We start from the raw sequence: 20515 nt of genomic DNA on the forward strand, positions 1-20515 counted from the left end.
ACATTTTCCTTATTACTGAATAAATAAGCCTTGAACCATATCGCCTTGACTCAGGTTTCGTTCTGCCGGAACCCGTACCAGACAATTAGCCTGCATTAAATTACTCAACATATGTGATTGCTGCCTGGACAGACTCTTAACTGTTAAAACCGAATCATCAAAGCTTGCGTACATTCTTAAAAAACGTTCTCTGGCATCCATTTTCAGATCATGGCTCAGTACCGCATTAAACCAGCTCGGCTGATTTTTTTGACCTTGTAAAACGTTTAATAAGGTGGAAGTATAGACTTGCATACCTACATAAACCGCTGCAGGATTGCCCGGCAGCCCTAGCAGATAACAAGGTGATTTGTCATTACGCTGTAAGTACGCAAAGAATATGGGTTTACCCGGCTTCTGTTTTACTTTCCAGAAAATCTGTTCAAAACCTGACTCTAAAGCAACGGGACGAATAAAATCATAATCTCCCACCGATACACCGCCAGTGGTTAAAATCAGGTCATAACTTGACGATAATTTCTGGATGAGTGCCTGTACAGCCTCTTTGGTATCAGCAATATGAAAGATTTCTACTTGCTGCCCTGCCTGCTGAAACCATGCCTTAATCAAGGGTCCATTGGCATCAAAAATTTTTCCTGCTGCAAAGTCCTCTACACTTTCAGCAACTTCATCTCCTGAAATAACTATGGCAACTTTAGGATATTGAAAGACTTCAACGGTATTGATCCCTGCCATGCTTAAGGAAGCAATTACTCCGACAGACAATTGCTGACCTTCATTTGCCAATAATTGCCCTGCTACAATTTCTTCGCCTACATCCCGGATATCAATATTAGCTTTTAGGTTTTCGATGATTTTAATTCTGGATGAATTGATTAGCTCAACTATTTCCTGACGCGCCACTGTAGTAGTTCCAGATGGAATTTTGGCCCCAGTAAAAATTCGGACTGCCTGCTCTGCCTGGAGTTGTACTTCGACCTGCTGACCGGCCCGAATTTCACCGATGAGCTGGAATTCACTTTCCGGTTCAATCGCTTTTTTGGCACAGATGGCATACCCATCGACTGCACTTTGTGAAAATAAGGGTAAATTGATTGAAGAATAGATATTTTCAGCCAGATAGCGATTTAAGGCGTTCTGTAATTCAAGTTTCTCAGTATCTAAGGGCTGCACATGTTGCAAAATGCGATCCAATGCCTGATCTACACTGATCAGGCCATGTTCAGCACCACACCTTGAGCTGATAGTATTCATTGATACCCTCCCTGATGTGGAATATTTTTTTGCACATCAAACAGATGGATCAAAGCGGGTAAAACTGCAATCAAAGATTCTTTGGCACCTTGACGGCTGCCTGGTAAAGTCATGATCAGACTATTCTCGATATAACCAGCGACACCACGACTTAAAGCAGCATAGGGCGTACGTTTCTGACCAAAATTGCGTGAAGCTTCCATCAAGCCGGGTATTTCCCGCTTTAATAAAGGCTGTAAGGTTTCAACAGTTAAATCTTTAGGGCCGAGTCCTGTTCCGCCTACCGTTAAAATGAGTGGATAATCATTTTTCTGTTGTTCAACCAGTGCCAGTAACTGTTCAGGATTGTCCGGAATGATCTGATAGGCAATATTTACGAAATTAGCTTCCTGTAATATTTCCAGGACATTTTGCCCTGCTGTATCCGGCTTTTTACCGGCAGCAACCGTGTCTGACAATACAATGATAGAAGCAGGCAAGCTGTTTTTTAAAACGCGGGTAAAATGTGATTTCCCCCCTTTTTTCTTTTGTAACTTGCATTGATCCAGTGATAAATCTTCTGGTTCACAATGAGGCTTTAACATATCATACAGTGTTAAACCGGCCAGACTGACTGCCGTTAAAGCTTCCATTTCCACACCCGTTGGGCCTATGGTTTCAACTATCGCAATAATTTCAACATGCGTATCAAACAGTTTATATTCTACGTCAGCCCGGTAAATGGGTAATGGATGACATAGTGGAATGAGCTCATCGGTACGTTTAGCTGCCAGAATTCCTGCAATGCGAGCCGTCTTGAGAGCATCACCTTTTTCAGTATTACCATTGCGTAATAATTCAATACAATGTGGCGGAGCATACAGAATTCCTGTGGCCACTGCAGTACGGTAACTTTCTGCTTTCATCCCGACATTTTTCATTGCCTATTCCTGTGGTTCATTCTTTCTTTAAACAAGCGTATTTTCAGTTCTAGCTTATAGCGGCCATTGATAAATCAATGGAGTGTTCTCTTTGGTGTGACGGCAATGCTGATGCTTTTCGGCTGAATGTTCTGGATGATGATGTGCATGACTAAGGTCTGTTTCATCTTTACGGATACAGCAACCCTCAACATATTGGCTACTGCCATCTATATAGAACTCTTCTTTCCAGACCGGTACCTCATGTTTGACCCGTTCTACTGCTTCTTCGCAGGCTGCGAAGGCTTCCCGGCGATGTGCTGCATAAGCAATGGCAATAATGGCTTTTTCACCAATCTCCAGTGTCCCAATCCGGTGTATTACACGTACATAAGATACGCCGTATTTAACCTGAATTTCCTGTTCAATCTGACGAATCATTTTTTCTGCAACGGGTGTATAGGCAGTATATTTTAGTGCTTTTACTGCTTTACCTTCATGATGATTCCGAACCGTACCGATAAATACTCCAATCCCACCACATTCAGGAAAAGACTGAATCAGATCAAAAAATTCCAGCTTTAAAGCAGCCTTCTGAATCCGGGGAAACTGTTTGTATTCGTCCATTTCAACCTCCTGCTACAGGTGAAAGTAGTACCAGCGTGCTGTCAGCAGTAAGTGGAGTCTGACGTGAAATAATATCTTCACCAATTGCACAGGCACAGCGTTCCATTATGGCAAGGGCTTCAGGATAGTTATGTCCCACCTGATCCAAGACCTGAGAAACTGTACTTTGAGATTTACAGATAATTTCGAAATTTTGCGGTAACTGCCGTTCTACCGCACCGAAGGCTTCAATTCTGATTTTGATCTGTGACATCTTAGCCTCCTATCATATGCATACTAATCTTGCGGCTGTTTTGGTTCATATTCTGACTTTTTAAACGCTGTGCTATAGCGTAAAAGCCTTGTTCTTTGTTCCAGATGTATGGAGATAAAATGCTGTATAAATTCACTTCACCCAAAGGTAAAGAAGAGCCCAGAGAGCGGATTTCATTTTTAATATTTAAACCTTGTGGTGCAAACAGGCAGTTATAAAATTCACCTTGTGCTGTTAACCGTAACCGGTCACAGCTGCCACAAAATGAATTGGTAATGGTCGAGATAATTCCGATCGGATGGCCATCAATCAAATACTGTCTTGCAGGTTCCGAACCTGACTGTGCAGAGTCATTGTTTTTCTCAGTGAGAGTAAATTCAGTCGCCAAGGTTTCTAAAATGTATTTTTCACTGACCACATATTCCGTAGACCATTTTCTATCCCCATCCAGGGGCATAAATTCAATAAAACGCAGCATAATTTTTTGCTGAACCGACCAGCGTGCCAAAGGCAGAATTTGATGGTTATTGATTCCGTTCATCAATACACAATTGATCTTGATCGGTAAGCCAGCAGCTTTGACTGCCTGAATTCCTTCCAAAACGGGTGTTAAATCTTTTTGGGTCAGCTGCTTGAACTGCTTGTTAGTCAAGCTATCCAGACTGATATTCAAATCATCCAGTCCGGCCTGTTTTAAGCTATCTGCATATTGCTTGAGGTAGTGTCCATTAGTGGTCATCGAAATACGCTTTAGGCCCAGCTTTCTTAGAGCTTGAAGCTGTTCAACGAAATGCACTACTCCCTGCCGCATTAAGGGTTCACCACCAGTAATGCGGATAGCTTCTATACCATGACGAACCATAAAATCACAGAATTGATATAACTCTTCAAAACTGAGCAGGTCTTGTTTTTTCAGCCATTCAGGATGTTCTGGCATACAGTAGACACACTTAAAATTGCAGCGATCAGTCACTGAAATACGTAGCTTGCGCTTGCTGCGGCCAAACTGGTCGATAAATAATGCAACGTTTTCAAGCTGTGTCATCGTCTTCATGTTGAATATCCATCTTCAGACTGCGGGCTGGTTATGCGCATCTGCAATGCTTGATACCTGCATTGCTCAATCTTGTAATAATCAGGTTTGCAATAAGTGTTCCAACTTTGCGCTAAAAGAAAAATATTCAGTTTTAGTGCAGAAATTTGAGCTGCTGATACTGTTGCAGCTCATCCAGCGAATTAATACTGTGAAAAAATAGGGCATGATTTTTAAAACATGCGACTTGAGCGTGCAAATCACTAAAACAGTGTTTAAGACTGCGCTGTTCTTGTTCAATATGTAAATTCAGGGTTACCAAGCTGCTGCGCTTGACCAGACAAAATGGATAAAGTGGCTTACCATTGATTTCGACATAAGCGACTTCTGCCAGATTATTTTTAGCTAGAGCCACATGTAGCTTGAGCAGTACTTTGGATGGGATATAGGTTACATCGCAGGGTACAAATAGCACATAGTCTGATTGCACATGCGACCAGGCACTTTTCATGCCCATTAATGGCCCCTGAAAACCGGTCTCATCATCCTGATAATAATAAATATTTGGAATAATTTTTTGATAAATGGAATAGTCACGATGACTATTGATCCAGACCTGTGCAATATTTGGTTTCAGTTGTTGATAAATTTTAATCAGCTGAATCTGTTCATCAAATTTCTGCAACAGTTTGTTGATGCCATTCATCCGTCTGGCCTGTCCACCGGCTAGTATCACCAGATCAGTACGCGGATAAACTGTTTTATTATTTTCTCTCTTGCTCCCTTTTTTCATTCTACCGCCTCCATTTGGCATGCTTTAATCAGACCACGGATTTCAGGCAGACATGAACCGCAATTTCCTCCAGCTTTTAAACATGCAGTTATCTGTTTTTCATCCATAATATTTTTAGTTTTAATGGTTTCAATAATGCGGTTTTTACCGACTTTAAAACAGCTACACACCAAGGGACCTTCATTATTCACCATGGACATTGGCTGCCCGGCGAGTAAGGCTTTACGATGCATGGCACTTAAACGTTCACGTTTAAACAGGTTGGCTATCCAGTCCCGGTCTGGTAATAAAGCCTTCGGTGCAATATACAGGCTGGCAATTAAGTGACCTTCTTTCAGTACTACAGTATGGCTGATGTGAGCAGTTTGATCTTCAAGATTTAGCCATTCAAAACTTTCATCCTGAAATGGGAATAATTCTTTTAAATGCTCAGTAGTATGAGCGAATTTTTGACGATCTGCCAGTTCATAACGGAGAGCTTTGGTGGTGGTGATCTTTACCCACCAAACCATATTTTCAATAGACGATTGCACAGTTTTTTCAAAACCCTGACGTACATAAAATACGCCTTGCCACTGAATATGAAAGGGTTGTATGAGCACTGGTGTGTGTTTAAATTCTGGCTCACCGGAAATAGCATCGACTACCGGATTCACGATCTTGCCGATCCTGGCGTCAGAGGCCACCTGGTCATTCCAGTGAATCGGTGCAAAGACCTGTCCACCGCGAATATTGTCACTGACCATTGCACGTAAAACACAATTTCCCCATCTGGATTTAACTTCTACCAGCTCGTCATCTTTAATCCCGTATTTCAAGGCATCATGCGGATGGATTTCACAATACGGTTCAGCACGGTGTGTACTTAAATTGGCAGAGAGTCCGGTACGGCTCATGGTATGCCATTGATCTCGGATCCGGCCAGTATTTAAAATTAAAGGAAATTCACTACAGATTGGATAAAATGGATCTACTGCAGAGACCGCAATAAATTTAGCTTTGCCATCGGCATGGCTAAACTGACCTTGGCTATATAGTCGAGTGACTAAATCATCTGCCTGATCTTTGCTCCACACTGGCCACTGCACTGGTTTTAGCTCATTGTACTCAGCCAAGCTTAAATCGGTTAAACCCTTTAAATTGAAATAACGGAAATATGGTGTTTCAGATCGCTGACTTAAATGAGAATTTTGTTCGGCAGATAATCGGGCATGTTCCAGAAAAATGTCATGGCTATTATTAAAATCAAAACCATTAAATCCCATTTTTTGAGCCACCTGACTGATGGTCCACCAGTCAGCTTTGGCTTGTCCTGGTATATCTAAAAAAGCACGCTGTCTGGAAATACGACGTTCCGAATTGGTTACGGTGCCATCTTTTTCTCCCCAACCAAGTGCAGGTAACAAGACATCGGCATATTGAGTGGTATCCGTATTTTGGCAAATATCCGACACCACCACAAAGTCACATTTTTCCAGAGCTCGTTTGACCTGATCGGCATCCGGCATGCTCACAACTGGATTGGTCGCCATGATCCAGATTGCTTTAATCTTGCCGCTTTCAACTGCCTGAAATAAATCAACGGCTTTTAGCCCTGCCTGCTTGGCAATATAGGGGCTTTGCCAGAAATTTTGCACCAGTTGCTGATGGCTTTCATTTTCCAGCTCCAGATGGGCTGCCAGCATGTTGGCCAGTCCACCCACTTCACGCCCGCCCATCGCATTCGGCTGTCCGGTCATAGAAAATGGTGCGGCACCCAGTTTGCCAATTTTCCCCGTCAATAAATGGCAGTTGCTAATACTATTAGCCTTGTTTACTCCTTGAGAAGACTGATTAACTCCCATTGAAAATAAGGTCATAACTTTTTCAGTTTGGGCAAATTTCTCATAAAAGTTTCGCAGTTTATCAGCAGTAATGCCAGTACGCTGAGCCACTGCTTCAATGGAAGATTCAGTTTCACTCTGTACTAAAGTCTGTTCTAGGCCTTGTGTATATTGAGCAATAAATTTCTGGTCTGTGTGACCATTTTTCCAGAGATACTGCAATAAACCATTAAACAGTGCCACATCTTGTCCGGGTAAAATCGGCAAATGCAAGTCCGCAGCTTCACAGGTGCTGGTAAAGCGGGGATCAACTACGACTACAAACAGGTTACGCTGTTCTTTGGCTTTCATAATGCGCTGGTACAGCACCGGATGGCACCATGCAGTATTGGAACCCACTAGTACTACCATATCGGTATGTTCAAAATCCTCATAACTCGCAGGGACAATATCCTCACCAAAAACGCGTTTATGTGCGGCAACTGCCGATGACATGCAAAGTCGTGAGTTGGTATCGATATTGGCTGTACCGAGATAGCCTTTAACAAATTTATTGACGACATAATAGTCTTCAGTTAGTAATTGGCCCGATACATAGAAGGCAATACTGTCACGACCATATTGATCAATACATTGCTGGAATTTTTTGGAAATAATAGAAGTCGCAGTATCCCAGCTAGTGATTTCTTGCTGATCTTTACGCCCGATTATCGGTTCTAGGACACGGGTTTCCAGTCCCAAAGTATCTGCCAGATTACTGCCTTTAATGCAGAGCTTGCCATAATTAGCAGGATGATTGACATCGCCTTCTATCGCTACTTTCAGTCCTGATGGTGTTGGCGTCACATGTGCCGTTACTCCACAGCCCACGCCGCAGTATGGACAGGTCGTTTGCGTAGTTATTGTTTTTAAGTCTGTAGAGCTTTCAAGTTCCACAATGGGAATACTGTTCATGGATGCTCCTTAAGTTTTGTAACGGGCTATTTAATTCTTTTAAAAGGGGGTTCATTACAACGGTGTCTTTTCAATTCGACTCATTTTCCTGGATGAACCTTTGGTTCCACCTACTTTTCTTTCGGGAGAAATAGGCAAAACTATTGTCATCCGTAAAAATCGCCTTAATCCATCATTTATCAAAAAGCTTGCAGAAACATTCATTTTCTTATGTTGTCTTGGCTTAAACAGTTGCGGATAACATTTCGCATATCCTGTTTTTCCATGACAAATTGATTTTTTAACCTGCTTTCTTTAATGCAAAATCCCGACCAAAAAGCAGCTTGTTGCGAATATTTGTAATTGGGGTTTGATCTGCAATTAGTTCCGCATACCATGCGCCGTCTTCAGTGTCGCCAAACAACACTGCACCAATCACTTTATCCTTTTGAATAATAATGCGCTTGTAGATCTGACGTTTTTCATCATTTAATATGATATCTTCAAAATCATCTTTCGGCTCAAAGTCACCTGCCGAGAATACATCACAACCACTGACTTTGAGCTGAGTCGGAACAGTGGGAGCTTTGAAGATTAGGCTGCCATGCTCGGCCAGATGCGATGCACAAATAAATGCCTGGCCCCATAATGGTTCAACCAGACCAAAGGTTTGACCACGGTGCTCGATGCATTCGCCTACAGCATAAATACTCGGATCAAAAGTCTGCATGGTGTCATTCACCAATACACCGTGGTTGCACCGCAGACCTGCACTTTGCGCCAAGCTCATGTTTGGACGAATCCCCACAGCGAATACCACCAGATCAGCATCCAGCACAGTGCCATCTTTGAGTTTGACTTGAGTCACGTGACCCTCTTCACCGATCAGACATTCAGTATTGGCTTCAGTCAGAATACGAATGCCTTTTCGTTCAATCGTTGTTTTCAGCATTTGGCTGGCTTTGATGTCCAACTGACGGTCCATGATACGGTCCATCAGGTGCAGCACAGTAACATGCATGCCCTGCTGTTTAAGTCCATATGCTGCTTCTAGACCAAGCAAACCACCGCCTATGACCACCGCATTTTTTTTAGTCTTGCAATAGGCCAGCATCTGGTTGACGTCATAAATATTACGGAAACTGAGTACGCCTTTTAAATCACTACCTGGAATTGGTGGAACGAATGGTTTAGAACCGGTGGCAAGAATCAGGCGGTCATAACTGATTACTTCACCTTTTTCGGTATACACATGCTTACGCGGACGGTCAATGCGGACTGCCGGATCACCGGCAATCAGGCGAATACCTTTGTCGGCATACCAGGCATGCGGATGCAGCATGATGTCATCAATGGTTTTCTCACCCGAAAGTACAGGTGATAGCATAATACGGTTGTAGTTGCCCCACGGTTCTTCGCCAATCACGGTAACTTCATAACGGTCTGGCGCCATATCCAGCACGTCTTCCAGACAACGCATGCCCGCCAGACCGTTACCGACCAGTACCAGCTTCATTTTTTCAGGTGAAACACCGTTATTGGTAATATAGGTTTTTTGTGGCACAGGGCTAATGGATATCTTGCCATTTTCAATTTTGCTTGGAAATACCAGGAGCTTCTGGTCTTTATCTTCCAGACAGCGGCCCGTCGCCAGGCTGAAATGCTGCTTATAAATGGGTGAAGCGACGACGCGCTCACCTTGTAAATCACCAATGATGCCGCGTGACATCACAAAAGCCTTACTAAATGGGTCCTGGTTACTCAGCGCATATACTCGTTTTTCTGATCCTACACGGAAGATCGCAATTGATTGATCTTCTACTAATGCTGCTACACCAGTATTTGGGGTGATGTCGTCCAGTGCACACACTTCTACCCAATTTAGTTCATTCATGTCTTTAAAAATAGTCATCTTCTTGCTCCTTTGTTATTTGAATCAGGCTTCCACTACTGCAATACGGTTTGCATCACGTTCAGCTTTTGTTTTTGGACGAATCTGGCCGCGAACTTCTGTAAACTGGATATGTGAGTCGTTTTGCTGTTCAGCTTTGGCATTAATAAAGGTTTTGAAACGTTTACGAACTTCAGGATCTTCAATTGCAGTACGCCATTCATCCTGATAGGTACCGACCACATGCTGCATACGGCGCTCTAATTCTGCTGCCAAACCGAGTGAATCATTTACGATGACATCTTTCAGATAATCCAGACCACCTTCCAGATTATCGCGCCATACTGAAGTACGTTGCAGACGATCGGCTGTCTGAATATAAAACATGAAGAAACGGTCGATATATTTGATCAGTGTGGAAGTATCCAGATCTGAGGCGAGCAGTTCAGCATGGCGCGGTTTCATGCCGCCATTGCCGCATACATATAGGTTCCAGCCTTTTTCAGTCGCAATGACGCCCACATCCTTGCTCTGTGCTTCTGCACATTCACGAGTACAGCCAGATACTGCCATTTTGGTTTTATGTGGTGAACGTAGGCCCTTGTAACGGTTTTCCAGGAAAATAGCCAAGCCGACAGAATCATCTACACCATAACGGCACCAGGTACTACCGACACAAGATTTCACGGTACGCAATGACTTGCCATAAGCATGACCCGATTCAAAACCAGCATTAATCAGTTTTTCCCATATTTCAGGCAATTGATGGACTTGTGCACCAAACATATCGACACGCTGACCACCCGTCAGTTTGGTATACAGACCATATTCTTTGGCAATCTGGCCAATCACGATCAGACCATCCGGTGTGACTTCACCGCCAGCCATACGCGGTACCACGGAGTAAGTACCATCTTTTTGAATGTTACCGAGGTAGTAGTCATTACTGTCTTGCAGACCTGCATGGTTTGGTTTCAGCACAAAGTCATTCCAGCAAGAAGCCAGAATATTTGCTACTGTTGGCTTACAGATGTCACAGCCCAGACCGTGACCGTGTTGCTGGATCAGATCATCAAAAGTTTTGATCTCATTGACACGCACCAGGTGATACAGCTCCTGACGTGAATAAGCGAAGTGTTCACACAAATGGTTATTCACGGTTACGCCTTGACGTTGTAACTCAGATTTTAATACTTGTGTTACCAGCGGTGCACAACCACCACATGCCGTTGCCGCTTTGGTGCATTTTTTTAGCGCACTGAGTGAAGTGGAACCATCAGCAATTGCAGAACAGATATCCGCTTTAGACACGTTATTACATGAACAGATGGTTGCGCTGTCTGGGAGTAGATCAACACCGCTACCTCCTGCTTTGGCAGTGGCTTGATTAAAGCTTGGCATGATCAGACTTTCTGGATTTTCCGGTATGTCTAGACCATTCAGCATCATTTGCAGCAGGTCGTTATATTCTTTGGCACAACCGACCAGTACCGCACCAAGCAACTTGGTTTTTTCTGCATTGACCACGATTTTTTTATAAACCATCGCAGCTTCATCAGCATAGAAATAGCTGAGTGCATTTGGAGTCATGGCATGTGCATCACCTACAGATGCGACATCGACACCCATCAGTTTCAGCTTGGTACTCATGTCTGCGCCAGCAAATGCATGGCTTTCTTGGCCCAGTACATGTTTTGCCGCGATACGCGCCATATCATAGCCCGGAGCGACCAAACCAAAAATCTTGTTATTCCACAGCGCACATTCACCAATCGCGTAAATATCTGGATTGGAGGTCTGACAATAATCATTAATCATGATCCCGCCGCGCTCACCAATGGCCAGCCCGCTTTGACGTGCCAATTCATCACGTGGACGGATGCCTGCAGAGAACAGGATAATGTCAGTTTCCAGTTCTGCACCATCACCGAACTTCATTACATGCTTGGCATTCACACCCTCTTCAATGGCTGAAGTCGCTTTTTGGGTATGAACTTGAACACCCAGATTTTCGATTTTTGAGCGTAAAACTTTGCCGCCCAGATCATCAATTTGAACTGCCATCAAACGTGGTGCAAACTCTACAACATGTGTTTCTAGGTTCAGGTCACGCAGAGCTTTGGCAGCTTCTAGACCTAAAAGGCCACCACCAATCACCACACCCGTTTTGGCGTTCAGGCTAGCTGCACGAATCGCGTCCAAATCTTCAATCGTACGGTAAACAAAACACTTTTCACGGTCATTACCCGGAATTGGTGGAACAAAAGCATAAGAGCCAGTGGCTAAAACCAGTTTGTCATACGCAATCACATCGCCATGATTGGTAATCACTGTTTTACTAATTGTATCAATCGCAGTGGCTTTAGTGCTTAAACGTAGATCAATTCCATAAGCATCGGCGAAGTCTGTACGGCAAAGGGCTAAATCCTTGGCTGATTTACCGCTAAAATATTCAGTTAAATGAACACGGTCATACGCCAGATGCGGCTCTTCTGCCAGAATCGTAATTTCAACTTCGTCATCTATCTGCTCAAGCATGGATTCAATAAATTTATGTCCGACCATACCGTGGCCAATCATTACCAGTTTCATATTCTTTCTCCTTTATTCTTTTTTGTATGATTCAAGCTGTTTTGTTGCGCTCAAGAACAGCATCTTCAAACAGCTTCTGCTCTTTGGCCTTATGTTCGACCGAAAAACGAATCATCAGTACAAAGCTTGCGGCAATCACAACCAGTCCGCCCAGCATCATTAAACAGGTTTGTATATCCAGCATACCTTTAAGCAAGAAGCCTGCTGCGACTGCACCAACATTACCCCCTGCTCCGATAATGCCTGCCACGCCTCCTAAAGCATCACGGTCAATAAATGGCACCAGTGCATAAGTCGCACCACAAGCCATATGGGTAAAGAGTGCAAAAATGGTCATAACCAGAATGGCAAGCATGGCGCTATTCATTTGCGAGAATAAAATTAAAAACAGGCCTTCCATCAGAATCATGGCGAACAGCACTTTAGTACGTCCATCCAGTCCCTTTTTAATTGCCACCTTATCAGATACAATGCCGCCCAAAGCACGCGCAAATAATGCCAACAAGCCAAATATGCCTGCTGCCATACCGGCTTCTTTAAGGCCGAAGCTGAAGTGTTCGACGTAATACATCGCCACGATGTTATGTATGAAGATTTCAATTCCGAAACAGGCTGCATAGGCCCCAAATAAAATCCAGACCCGATAGTTACGTGCCGCATGCAGAAGAATCGCCATGCCACCTTTTTTCTCGCTTCCGACCTGTACACCTGCTGCCCGCAGTTCCTTGAAATTACCTTGTGGACAGTCCTGGGTAAATTTCCAGTACAATGCCCCAACAATTATCATCATTATCCCTGGAACAATTAACGCAATTCTCCAGCCTAAGGTCTGTTCAACTCCAAACATTACCAATGCAGCAAGAAGCAGCGGCATGAGCGCCTGAGTGGCTCCACCACCGGCATTTCCCCAGCCAGCTGTGGCAGCATTGGCGGTACCTACTACATTGGGTGCAAACATGATGCTGGTGTGATATTGAGTAATCACAAAACTGGCACCAATAGCGCCAATCAGTAAACGAAAGAACAGAAAGGATTCATAACTGTTGGCAGAGGCTACTCCAAAGACTGGAAGACTGCCAATAATGAGTAATGCGGTATAAGTTTTGCGCGGGCCGTATTTATCACATAAAGGACCAACGATGAGTCTTACGAGAATGGTGATTGCAACTGCAGCAATATTAATATTGGCTATCTGGTCTTTGGTCAGATGAAACTCTCCTGCAATAACTGGCATTAGCGGTGCACAGGCAAACCAGGCAAAGAAGCAGACAAAAAATGCGAGCCAACTCATATGGAAGGCCCGCATCGCTGCAGTACTAAAGTTAAATAGACTTATTTTTGTTGCTTTTTTAGCATTTAAATTTGAAGACATAAGCCATCTCCTACCTGAACTGAACGCATGGACTGGTCTGTTAGTGTTGCCACCTTACAGATTCGAACAGAGCGGACGTCGTTGGCCGTCTTACAAATTTTGAGAGTCTTCTTTGACCCATTCAGTAGTATGCAGTTAATATGCCAATTTTAAAAATTATTTTATAGTTTATTGATTTTATTTAATTTTTATCAATAAACTAATTTTAATAGTTTTAATTTTATATAAGTTTACCGGTTAGAATCTAAGAATTGCATTATTAAGGTGCAGAGAGTTAAAGCAAAGAGCATTTAGACTGTATTTCTTTATTGAATTTTAATCATCGTGTCTTAAATTTTTATATCAGATTGGCATTCTAATTGCTTTAGATCTTTAACAATTGTTAGAGACACAACCCGAGTGTTGCATGTCAAAGCTTAAAATAGTTTTAATCGATGATGACCTGGAGCGAGCAGAATATATTAGAGTTTCTCTGCTGGAACATCATTTTGATGTGGTGGCCTGTCTTGTCATTGACCACTCTAATATGTCTTATTTACAGCAGTTGCACGCAGATGTAATTCTGCTTGATATACAAAATCCGCATCGAGATATTATTGAAAACTGTGTCAGCCATTTTGATTTGCCTACTGTTCTTTTCACCAAAAATAGCCACAAGGATACGATTAAAAGTGCTATCGATGCTGGAGTAACCGCCTATATCGTTGATGGGATTGATCCGGCCAAACTTGACAGTATTTTACAGATCTCTATTGAACAGTTTAAAAAACACCGAAAATTGCTTAATGCCTTAAAAGAAACCGAAGGAAAACTGGCTGACCGTAAGGATATTGAAAAAGCCAAAGTGCTACTCATGCAAATGCATCATCTCAGTGAAGAAGATGCATTTCGCCTGTTAAGAAAAAATGCCATGAGCCATCGTATGACCATGGGTAAAATGGCCAGAAGGCTTCTTGACGCACCGCAATTATTACAGACCAGATTAAAGGATTAGGCTATGAAACAGCTTGAAAAAACAGATATTCAGCTAGGCTACATACCATTACTGGACTGTATTGCTATTTTATGGGCCAAATATCGTGGCTTTTTTACAGAAACTGGTTTAAATGTCCAGCTGGTTAAAGAACCATCCTGGGCCAGTCTGCGTGATCGGCTAGCTTTTGGTTTTCTCGATGCTGCACATTGTCTTTCTGCAATGTTACCTGCTGCTGCAATAGGTCTTGATCAGTCAGGGATACCTTTTCAAACACCATTAATATTAAGTACCAATCAGGCTTATATCAGTTTAAGCCAGAAACTGTGTTTTGAACTGGATATTAACTCTAGTGATACAGCACAACAATCTGCACAAAAAGTAGTGCAAGCTTACTTACAGGACGTCCAATTCAATTAGCGCAGGTTTTTAAATACTCGCTTCATCATTATTGTTTAAGAGAATGGCTGGCTCTGGCCGATGAACAAGTCGCCCAGCAGTTTGAATTAAAAACTCTGCCACCGCCGTATATGGTTGAGGCTGTTTCTAATCACTTAATTGATGGTTTTTGTGCAGGTGAACCTTGGAATACCCAAGGAGAATTACAAGGTTATTCAAAAATAATTACTTCAAGCCAAACCATTATTCCTAAAGTCGCCGATAAAGTATTGGCAGTAACGGCCGAATGGGCTAGCCAGCATCCAAATACATTAACCGCTTTAGTCGAGGCTATTCAAAAGGCACAATATGAATTAAAACAGATGCAAGATTATCAGCAAATCTGGCAGCTACTTATTCATTACAATATTATCCGGTTTCAATGTTCTGCTGAGATACACGTAGACAAATTTTATTTTATAAAAAATATTATACAGAACTTTATTGGTGAGTCTGCTCAGCCCCAACTAGCCGATTTTATATGGTTAACTGAAAAAATGCTGAAATGGGAACAGCTTGATTCTTATTCTTCGGATTTCCACCAACTTGGTCAAAGTTGTATATACAAACTTCAATGCTGATATTGGCTCCGGGAAGTTATTTGGATTACTATTAAAAATGAGATAAAAAGTTCTTATAGCAAAACTTTTTATCTCATGAAACGTTTTTAAAGATACTAAGATTAATTTTATAATTCAGTAACCTAGCGGTCTATAATATCATTTATATCTTCAATATCCTCATTATTATAGTCCTCTGGTACTACACCCCCATCGTGTTCATTTCCGTCGCCGTAGTCATCTTCATTAACCAGATCATCTTCTTCTGCTGGTGTAATTCGAATCTGGCTGGCGGTTTCAGGTGAAAGGTCGATACCGGCTTCATCATCTTCAGTGAATTCGGTATAGTTGACTCCGTGCTCGGCGTCATCTGGATCAGTCATACTTGGGATAATCCGAATTGCGGCCATTCCCTTTCCTGATACTTCAAATGTAAGAATATAGCCATTAAAACTTTCCGGATCATGGGTTCCATCCAGATAGGAAGCCTCATAGCTGATGTCACCAACTGGGATAACTGTTCCGTCTTCTAATTTTATCTCTTCAGGAAGATTAATTTTCGGCTCATTAATATCTTGCATATTGTTCTTCATATTTTAATCAGTTGTTTTTAAACTTGCATAAATCTGAAAGAAATGTAAAGTAATTTTATACGGGCTTTTTTTTAAATTTATATCGCTTCTGTATAGAATATTAAGCATTATTTACTGTAATTTCGTATTTTAAATTAGAGTTTTTACTTAAAATAAAATGCTTATAGAAAATCGTCTATCTACTTATTTTTTATAAAAAACTTTTTATTATCTCACAACTATAGAATATTTAAGAATTGTTAATATTTATTAACTTAAATATATAAAAAGAATACATAGAAAAATCTTATACCTACATTTTATTTTTTGAAAGTTTCATACTTCTCTTTATTAACAATTACAAATATTGTTCAGGATATTCATAATGCCTACTGAAAGTAAATACTTTGTAAGTCTTTTTGGCTTATTGGGTGGTCTGCTAACTTCAAGCGGTCTCTACGCAGCTGTACCTGCATTTTCTACGCAATCTCCCTGGATGTTGGGCGACTGGAATAGCAACAGAACTCAGCTTGAACAGCAAGGCTATCAATTTAGTTTGGGTTATACAGGTGAAATGGCAAGCCTTATAGATGCAAAGAATAATGATAAACATAAAACTGAATACACCGACCAGTTTGCTCTAGGCGCACATTTTGATCTGGAAAAAATTATGGGTTGGGAGGATACAGAAGCCCAGATTACTGTTACTCACCGGAATGGCCGTTCACTTTCGCAGACACATGAGGCCCTACAGGGACATTTGAGTTCGGTACAGGAAGTCTGGGGACGTGGGCAAACTTGGCGTCTGACTGATTTATGGATAAAAAAACAGTTTTTAGACCAGAAGTTAGATATTAAAGTTGGCCGGTTCGGTGAAGGGGAAGATTTTAACAGTTTTGACTGTGATTTTCAGAATCTTACTTTTTGTGGTTCACAGGTAGGTAACTGGGTGGGTGACCAGTGGTATAACTGGCCTGTGAGTCAATGGGCCATGCGAGTTAAATACCAGGTACAGCCAGAACTTTATGGCCAAGTAGGAGTATATGAATATAACCCTGAAAATCTGAAACGTAGTAAAGGATTTAATTTGAGTACAGATGGTTCCAAAGGTGCAATTATTCCTGTAGAGCTGGTCTGGCAGCCTAGAGCGTTTTTACAACAGTTACCAGGTGAATACCGCCTTGGTTATTATTATAGTACCGCAGATGTAGAAGAAATTGAAAACCCTATAAAAAATAGCCATAAACAGGGAATGTGGGCAGTAATTCAGCAGAAACTTACCCAGCCTGAACCTGATTCGAATCGTGGTCTGAAAGGGTTTATTAATCTTACCCTGCATGATGATGCAACCAATACTATAGATAACATGCAAAATATTGGTCTGGTCTATACCGGTCTTAGCTTACAACGCCCAGATGATCAGCTCGCTATAGCATTTGGCCGGATTTCTGTGAATGACAAGGTCCAAACCGGTCAACATGAAGAATATGATGCCGAGCTTTACTACGGTATTCACGCTACAAATTGGCTGACTCTTCGCCCGAATATTCAGTACATCCGTCACGTCGGCGGTTATAAGAATGGCGAAAATGTCTGGGTCGGTGGTTTAAAACTACAGGCTGCTTTTTAATTATATGTTGATTCTGATTAAAGGATTTGATGAACCCTGTTCTATCTTGATGAAAATGCTTAACTCACTAAAAAACTTAAAACTAGGAGGAGATCACAGAAAATGAATCGTGCATCTTCAAGGTCAAAAATGAATCTGATTACCGTGTTCATTTTTACAATTATCGGAATCGGATTGCTCATCGGCGGTATATGGCTCGCTGCAATTGGCGGCTCGATATATTATATTATTGCTGCCGTTCTTATGTTACTTACTGCCTTCTTGCTATATAAAGGCAGAATTTCAGCATTACTGGTATATGCCGCTTTAGTGCTTGGAACTGTAATCTGGGCTATCTGGGAAGTTGGAACCGACTTTTGGGCCCTTGCACCACGTCTGGATATTCTAGGCTTGCTTGGTCTCTGGTTGTTAATTCCAGCGGTTACCTACAACTTTATAAATCGCAAGCCGGCAATCATGGCTTTGGGTGCAGTACTGGCCTTGACAATTTTAGTCATGATTTATTCAATATTTAATGATCCGCAAGAGATTCATGGTGAGTTAAAAGCACAGCAGCCAGCTCAAGCGCAAGCGCTTCCTGGTATACCCCCTGAAGACTGGCCGGCATATGGCCGTACCCAGTCAGGTTTGCGCTATTCTCCCCTAGCTCAGATTAATGCTGACAATGTTAAAGATCTTAAAGTTGCATGGACCTATCGGACCCGTGACTTTAAAACTGACAAGGACTCTGGAGAAACTACAAATCAGGTGACGCCAATTAAAGTTGGCAATAACATGTATATTTGTACTACCCACCAGTTTCTGGTGGCTCTTGATCCCGCTACAGGTAAGGAAAAATGGCGTTTTGATCCAAAACTCAAAACAGATCCAAGTTTTCAGCATCTAACCTGTCGGGGTGTTTCTTACTATGATCAGAACAATACTGCCGAGTTTGCTACAAGCCTGCAGGGCCGTACCTCTACCTCTGCGATATGTCCACGTAAGGTGATCTTGCCTGTTAATGATGGGCGCCTTGTTGCTATTAATGCAGATAATGGTCAGCGCTGTACAGATTTTGGTGAAAATGGTGAAGTTAACCTTCAGCTCTATATGCCAAATGCTTATCCGGGCGGCTATAACCCAACCTCGCCTCCTATTGTAACTGGCAGTACGATCATTATTGCAGGTTCTGTAACCGACAACCTGTCAATTAAAGAGCCTTCAGGAGTTATTCGCGGCTATGACGTAAATACAGGTAAACTGCTCTGGGTATTTGATACAGGCGCAGCCGATCCAAATGCCATGCCAACGACTGGTGGTACATATGTACATAACTCGCCAAATGCCTGGGCACCGCTTGCATATGACTCTCAACTGGATATCGTTTATATTCCAACTGGTGTTTCTACCCCAGATATTTGGGGTGGTCACCGCACACCACAAATGGAACGCTATGCAAATGCCGTAGTAGCTCTCAATGCAAGTACAGGTAAACTGGTCTGGTCATTCCAGACTACACATCATGACCTGTGGGATATGGATGTACCTTCACAGCCTACTCTTGTTGATGTAAAGGCTAAAAATGGTCAAATAGTGCCTGCAATTTATGCACCGACAAAAACCGGTCATATCTTTGTACTGGATCGCCGTACTGGCCAGCCGGTAGTTCCTGTTCATGAAGAACCGGTTCCACAAGGTGCAGCTAAAGGTGATTGGGTATCTAAGACTCAACCGATTTCCGAGTTTACCTTCCGCCCTAAAAATCATCTGACAGATAAAGATATGTGGGGCGCGACCATGTTTGACCAGCTAATGTGTCGTGTAATGTTCCATAGCCTGGACTATAAGGGCCCTTATACACCTCCTTCTGAAAATGGAACCATCGTATTCCCAGGTAATCTTGGTATGTTTGAATGGGGTGGTATCTCTGTGAATCCGGACCGTCAGGTGGCTGTAATGAATCCGATGGCATTGCCATTCGTATCTAAACTCATTCCACGTGGTCCGGGTAATCCGATCTGGCCTGAAGGTGGAGTAAAAGGTACAGGCACAGAGTCAGGCATTCAACCACAATACGGTGTTCCGTATGGCGTAGAAATTAATGCATTCCTTTCTCCTTTAGGTTTACCTTGTAAGCAGCCAGCATGGGGTTATATTGCCGGTGTAGATCTGGATAACCATCAAATAGCATGGAAGAAACGTGTGGGTACGATCCGTGACAGTCTGCCAGGTATTCCATTACCGCCATTTAAGTTAGGTGTACCAATGCTAGGTGGGCCAATTTCAACTGCTGGTAATGTGATGTTCCTTGCAGGTACTCAGGATAACTATATCCGTGCCTTTAATGTTTCCAATGGTGATGAGCTATGGAAAGCCCGTTTACCGGCAGGTGGTCAGGCTACACCTATGACCTACTCAATAAATGGCAAACAGTATGTAGTTATTATGGCAGGTGGGCATGGTTCCTTTGGAACCAAAATGGGTGATTATTTAATCGCTTATGCCTTGCCAGACTGATATTAACACTAGAGTATAATGAGTTAATAGGCCTCCCTGGAGGTCTATTAATTTTTCATCTGTATAAAAAATCAGCTTATTAATAGAAAAGATTTTTGCAATTAGAAATTGCATTTTAGGTATTAAATACCTAAATAAAAATCTTTCTCTAAATAGATATGAAAAATAAAAGCTGAAGTAATCCTTATCAGTTACTTCAGCTTTTATTTTTAAAAGACAGCATTAAGTTAGAATTCGAACTGGTCTTTAATGGTTCCGCATTTATGACATTGCTTGAGCTTATGTCCATCTTGTTTAGTAAATGACCAGACATGAAAGCATAACCAGCATTTCAATACTTGTTTAAGCATGTCCTTAACTCCTAAACAGTAATGAT

The 20515-nt window shown here is 42.2% G+C and carries 15 protein-coding genes and 1 pseudogene; 4 read left to right on the top strand and 12 right to left on the bottom strand.

Annotation, left to right across the window (positions count from 1 at the left end):
• Positions 1–12: 12 nt before the first annotated feature.
• The 10 genes from ABZP31_RS07180 to ABZP31_RS07225 all read right to left on the bottom strand — a co-directional run bounded on the left by ABZP31_RS07180 (position 13) and on the right by ABZP31_RS07225 (position 13470).
• Positions 13–1254 carry a molybdopterin molybdotransferase MoeA gene (locus ABZP31_RS07180; protein WP_248134657.1) on the bottom strand — a complete coding sequence of 414 codons (1242 nt, stop codon included), beginning with the start codon at positions 1252–1254 and terminating at the stop codon, positions 13–15.
• Positions 1251–2174: a bifunctional molybdenum cofactor biosynthesis protein MoaC/MoaB gene (gene moaCB, locus ABZP31_RS07185; protein ID WP_248134658.1), complete on the bottom strand. Its 924-nt coding sequence runs from the start codon at positions 2172–2174 to the stop codon at positions 1251–1253. Before moaCB ends, ABZP31_RS07180 begins: the two co-directional genes overlap by 4 nt.
• 54 nt (positions 2175–2228) lie before the next feature.
• Positions 2229–2780: a molybdenum cofactor biosynthesis protein MoaE gene (locus ABZP31_RS07190; protein WP_248134660.1), complete on the bottom strand. Its 552-nt coding sequence runs from the start codon at positions 2778–2780 to the stop codon at positions 2229–2231.
• A 1-nt stretch (position 2781) separates the two neighbouring features.
• The gene (locus ABZP31_RS07195) at positions 2782–3033 is read right to left on the bottom strand and encodes a MoaD/ThiS family protein (protein WP_248134662.1); all 252 of its coding nucleotides are present in this window, start codon (positions 3031–3033) and stop codon (positions 2782–2784) included.
• A 1-nt stretch (position 3034) separates the two neighbouring features.
• Entirely contained in the window at positions 3035–4087 is a 1053-nt protein-coding gene (moaA, locus tag ABZP31_RS07200; RefSeq protein ID WP_367156956.1) for a GTP 3',8-cyclase MoaA, read from the bottom strand.
• A 133-nt stretch (positions 4088–4220) separates the two neighbouring features.
• A complete protein-coding gene (locus ABZP31_RS07205; protein WP_005014217.1) occupies positions 4221–4859 on the bottom strand; it encodes a molybdenum cofactor guanylyltransferase in 639 nt (212 codons plus the stop codon).
• Positions 4856–7636: a molybdopterin-dependent oxidoreductase gene (locus ABZP31_RS07210; protein WP_367156957.1), complete on the bottom strand. Its 2781-nt coding sequence runs from the start codon at positions 7634–7636 to the stop codon at positions 4856–4858. Before ABZP31_RS07210 ends, ABZP31_RS07205 begins: the two co-directional genes overlap by 4 nt.
• Before the next feature lie 280 nt (positions 7637–7916).
• A complete protein-coding gene (gene nirD, locus ABZP31_RS07215; protein ID WP_248134669.1) occupies positions 7917–9527 on the bottom strand; it encodes a nitrite reductase small subunit NirD in 1611 nt (536 codons plus the stop codon).
• A gap of 24 nt (positions 9528–9551) precedes the next feature.
• Positions 9552–12098, bottom strand: a complete 2547-nt coding sequence (gene nirB, locus ABZP31_RS07220) for a nitrite reductase large subunit NirB (RefSeq protein WP_248134670.1) — start codon at positions 12096–12098, stop codon at positions 9552–9554.
• Positions 12099–12129: 31 nt separating this feature from the next.
• A complete protein-coding gene (locus ABZP31_RS07225; RefSeq protein ID WP_075039832.1) occupies positions 12130–13470 on the bottom strand; it encodes an MFS transporter in 1341 nt (446 codons plus the stop codon).
• Positions 13471–13876: 406 nt separating this feature from the next.
• Here ABZP31_RS07225 and ABZP31_RS07230 point away from each other — a divergent pair, with 406 nt between their 5' ends.
• Complete coding sequence (locus ABZP31_RS07230) at positions 13877–14464, top strand: ANTAR domain-containing response regulator (protein ID WP_248134672.1); 588 nt, start codon at positions 13877–13879, stop codon at positions 14462–14464.
• Positions 14465–14467: 3 nt separating this feature from the next.
• Positions 14468–15462: pseudogene (locus tag ABZP31_RS07235) on the top strand (ABC transporter substrate-binding protein).
• A 122-nt stretch (positions 15463–15584) separates the two neighbouring features.
• Here ABZP31_RS07235 and ABZP31_RS07240 read toward each other — a convergent pair.
• Entirely contained in the window at positions 15585–16034 is a 450-nt protein-coding gene (locus tag ABZP31_RS07240; protein WP_005404068.1) for a hypothetical protein, read from the bottom strand.
• 364 nt (positions 16035–16398) lie between these two features.
• Between ABZP31_RS07240 and ABZP31_RS07245 the strand changes: the two genes are divergently transcribed.
• Positions 16399–17643 carry a carbohydrate porin gene (locus ABZP31_RS07245; protein WP_248130693.1) on the top strand — a complete coding sequence of 415 codons (1245 nt, stop codon included), beginning with the start codon at positions 16399–16401 and terminating at the stop codon, positions 17641–17643.
• Between the two features lie 102 nt (positions 17644–17745).
• Positions 17746–20139: a glucose/quinate/shikimate family membrane-bound PQQ-dependent dehydrogenase gene (locus ABZP31_RS07250; protein WP_250706188.1), complete on the top strand. Its 2394-nt coding sequence runs from the start codon at positions 17746–17748 to the stop codon at positions 20137–20139.
• Between the two features lie 227 nt (positions 20140–20366).
• Here the strand turns inward: ABZP31_RS07250 and ABZP31_RS07255 are convergent, their stop codons facing one another.
• Positions 20367–20489, bottom strand: a complete 123-nt coding sequence (locus ABZP31_RS07255) for a hypothetical protein (protein ID WP_005404932.1) — start codon at positions 20487–20489, stop codon at positions 20367–20369.
• Positions 20490–20515 lie beyond the last annotated feature (26 nt).

The organism is Acinetobacter sp. FL (genome assembly GCF_040744925.1).
Lineage (GTDB): Bacteria > Pseudomonadota > Gammaproteobacteria > Pseudomonadales > Moraxellaceae > Acinetobacter > Acinetobacter radioresistens.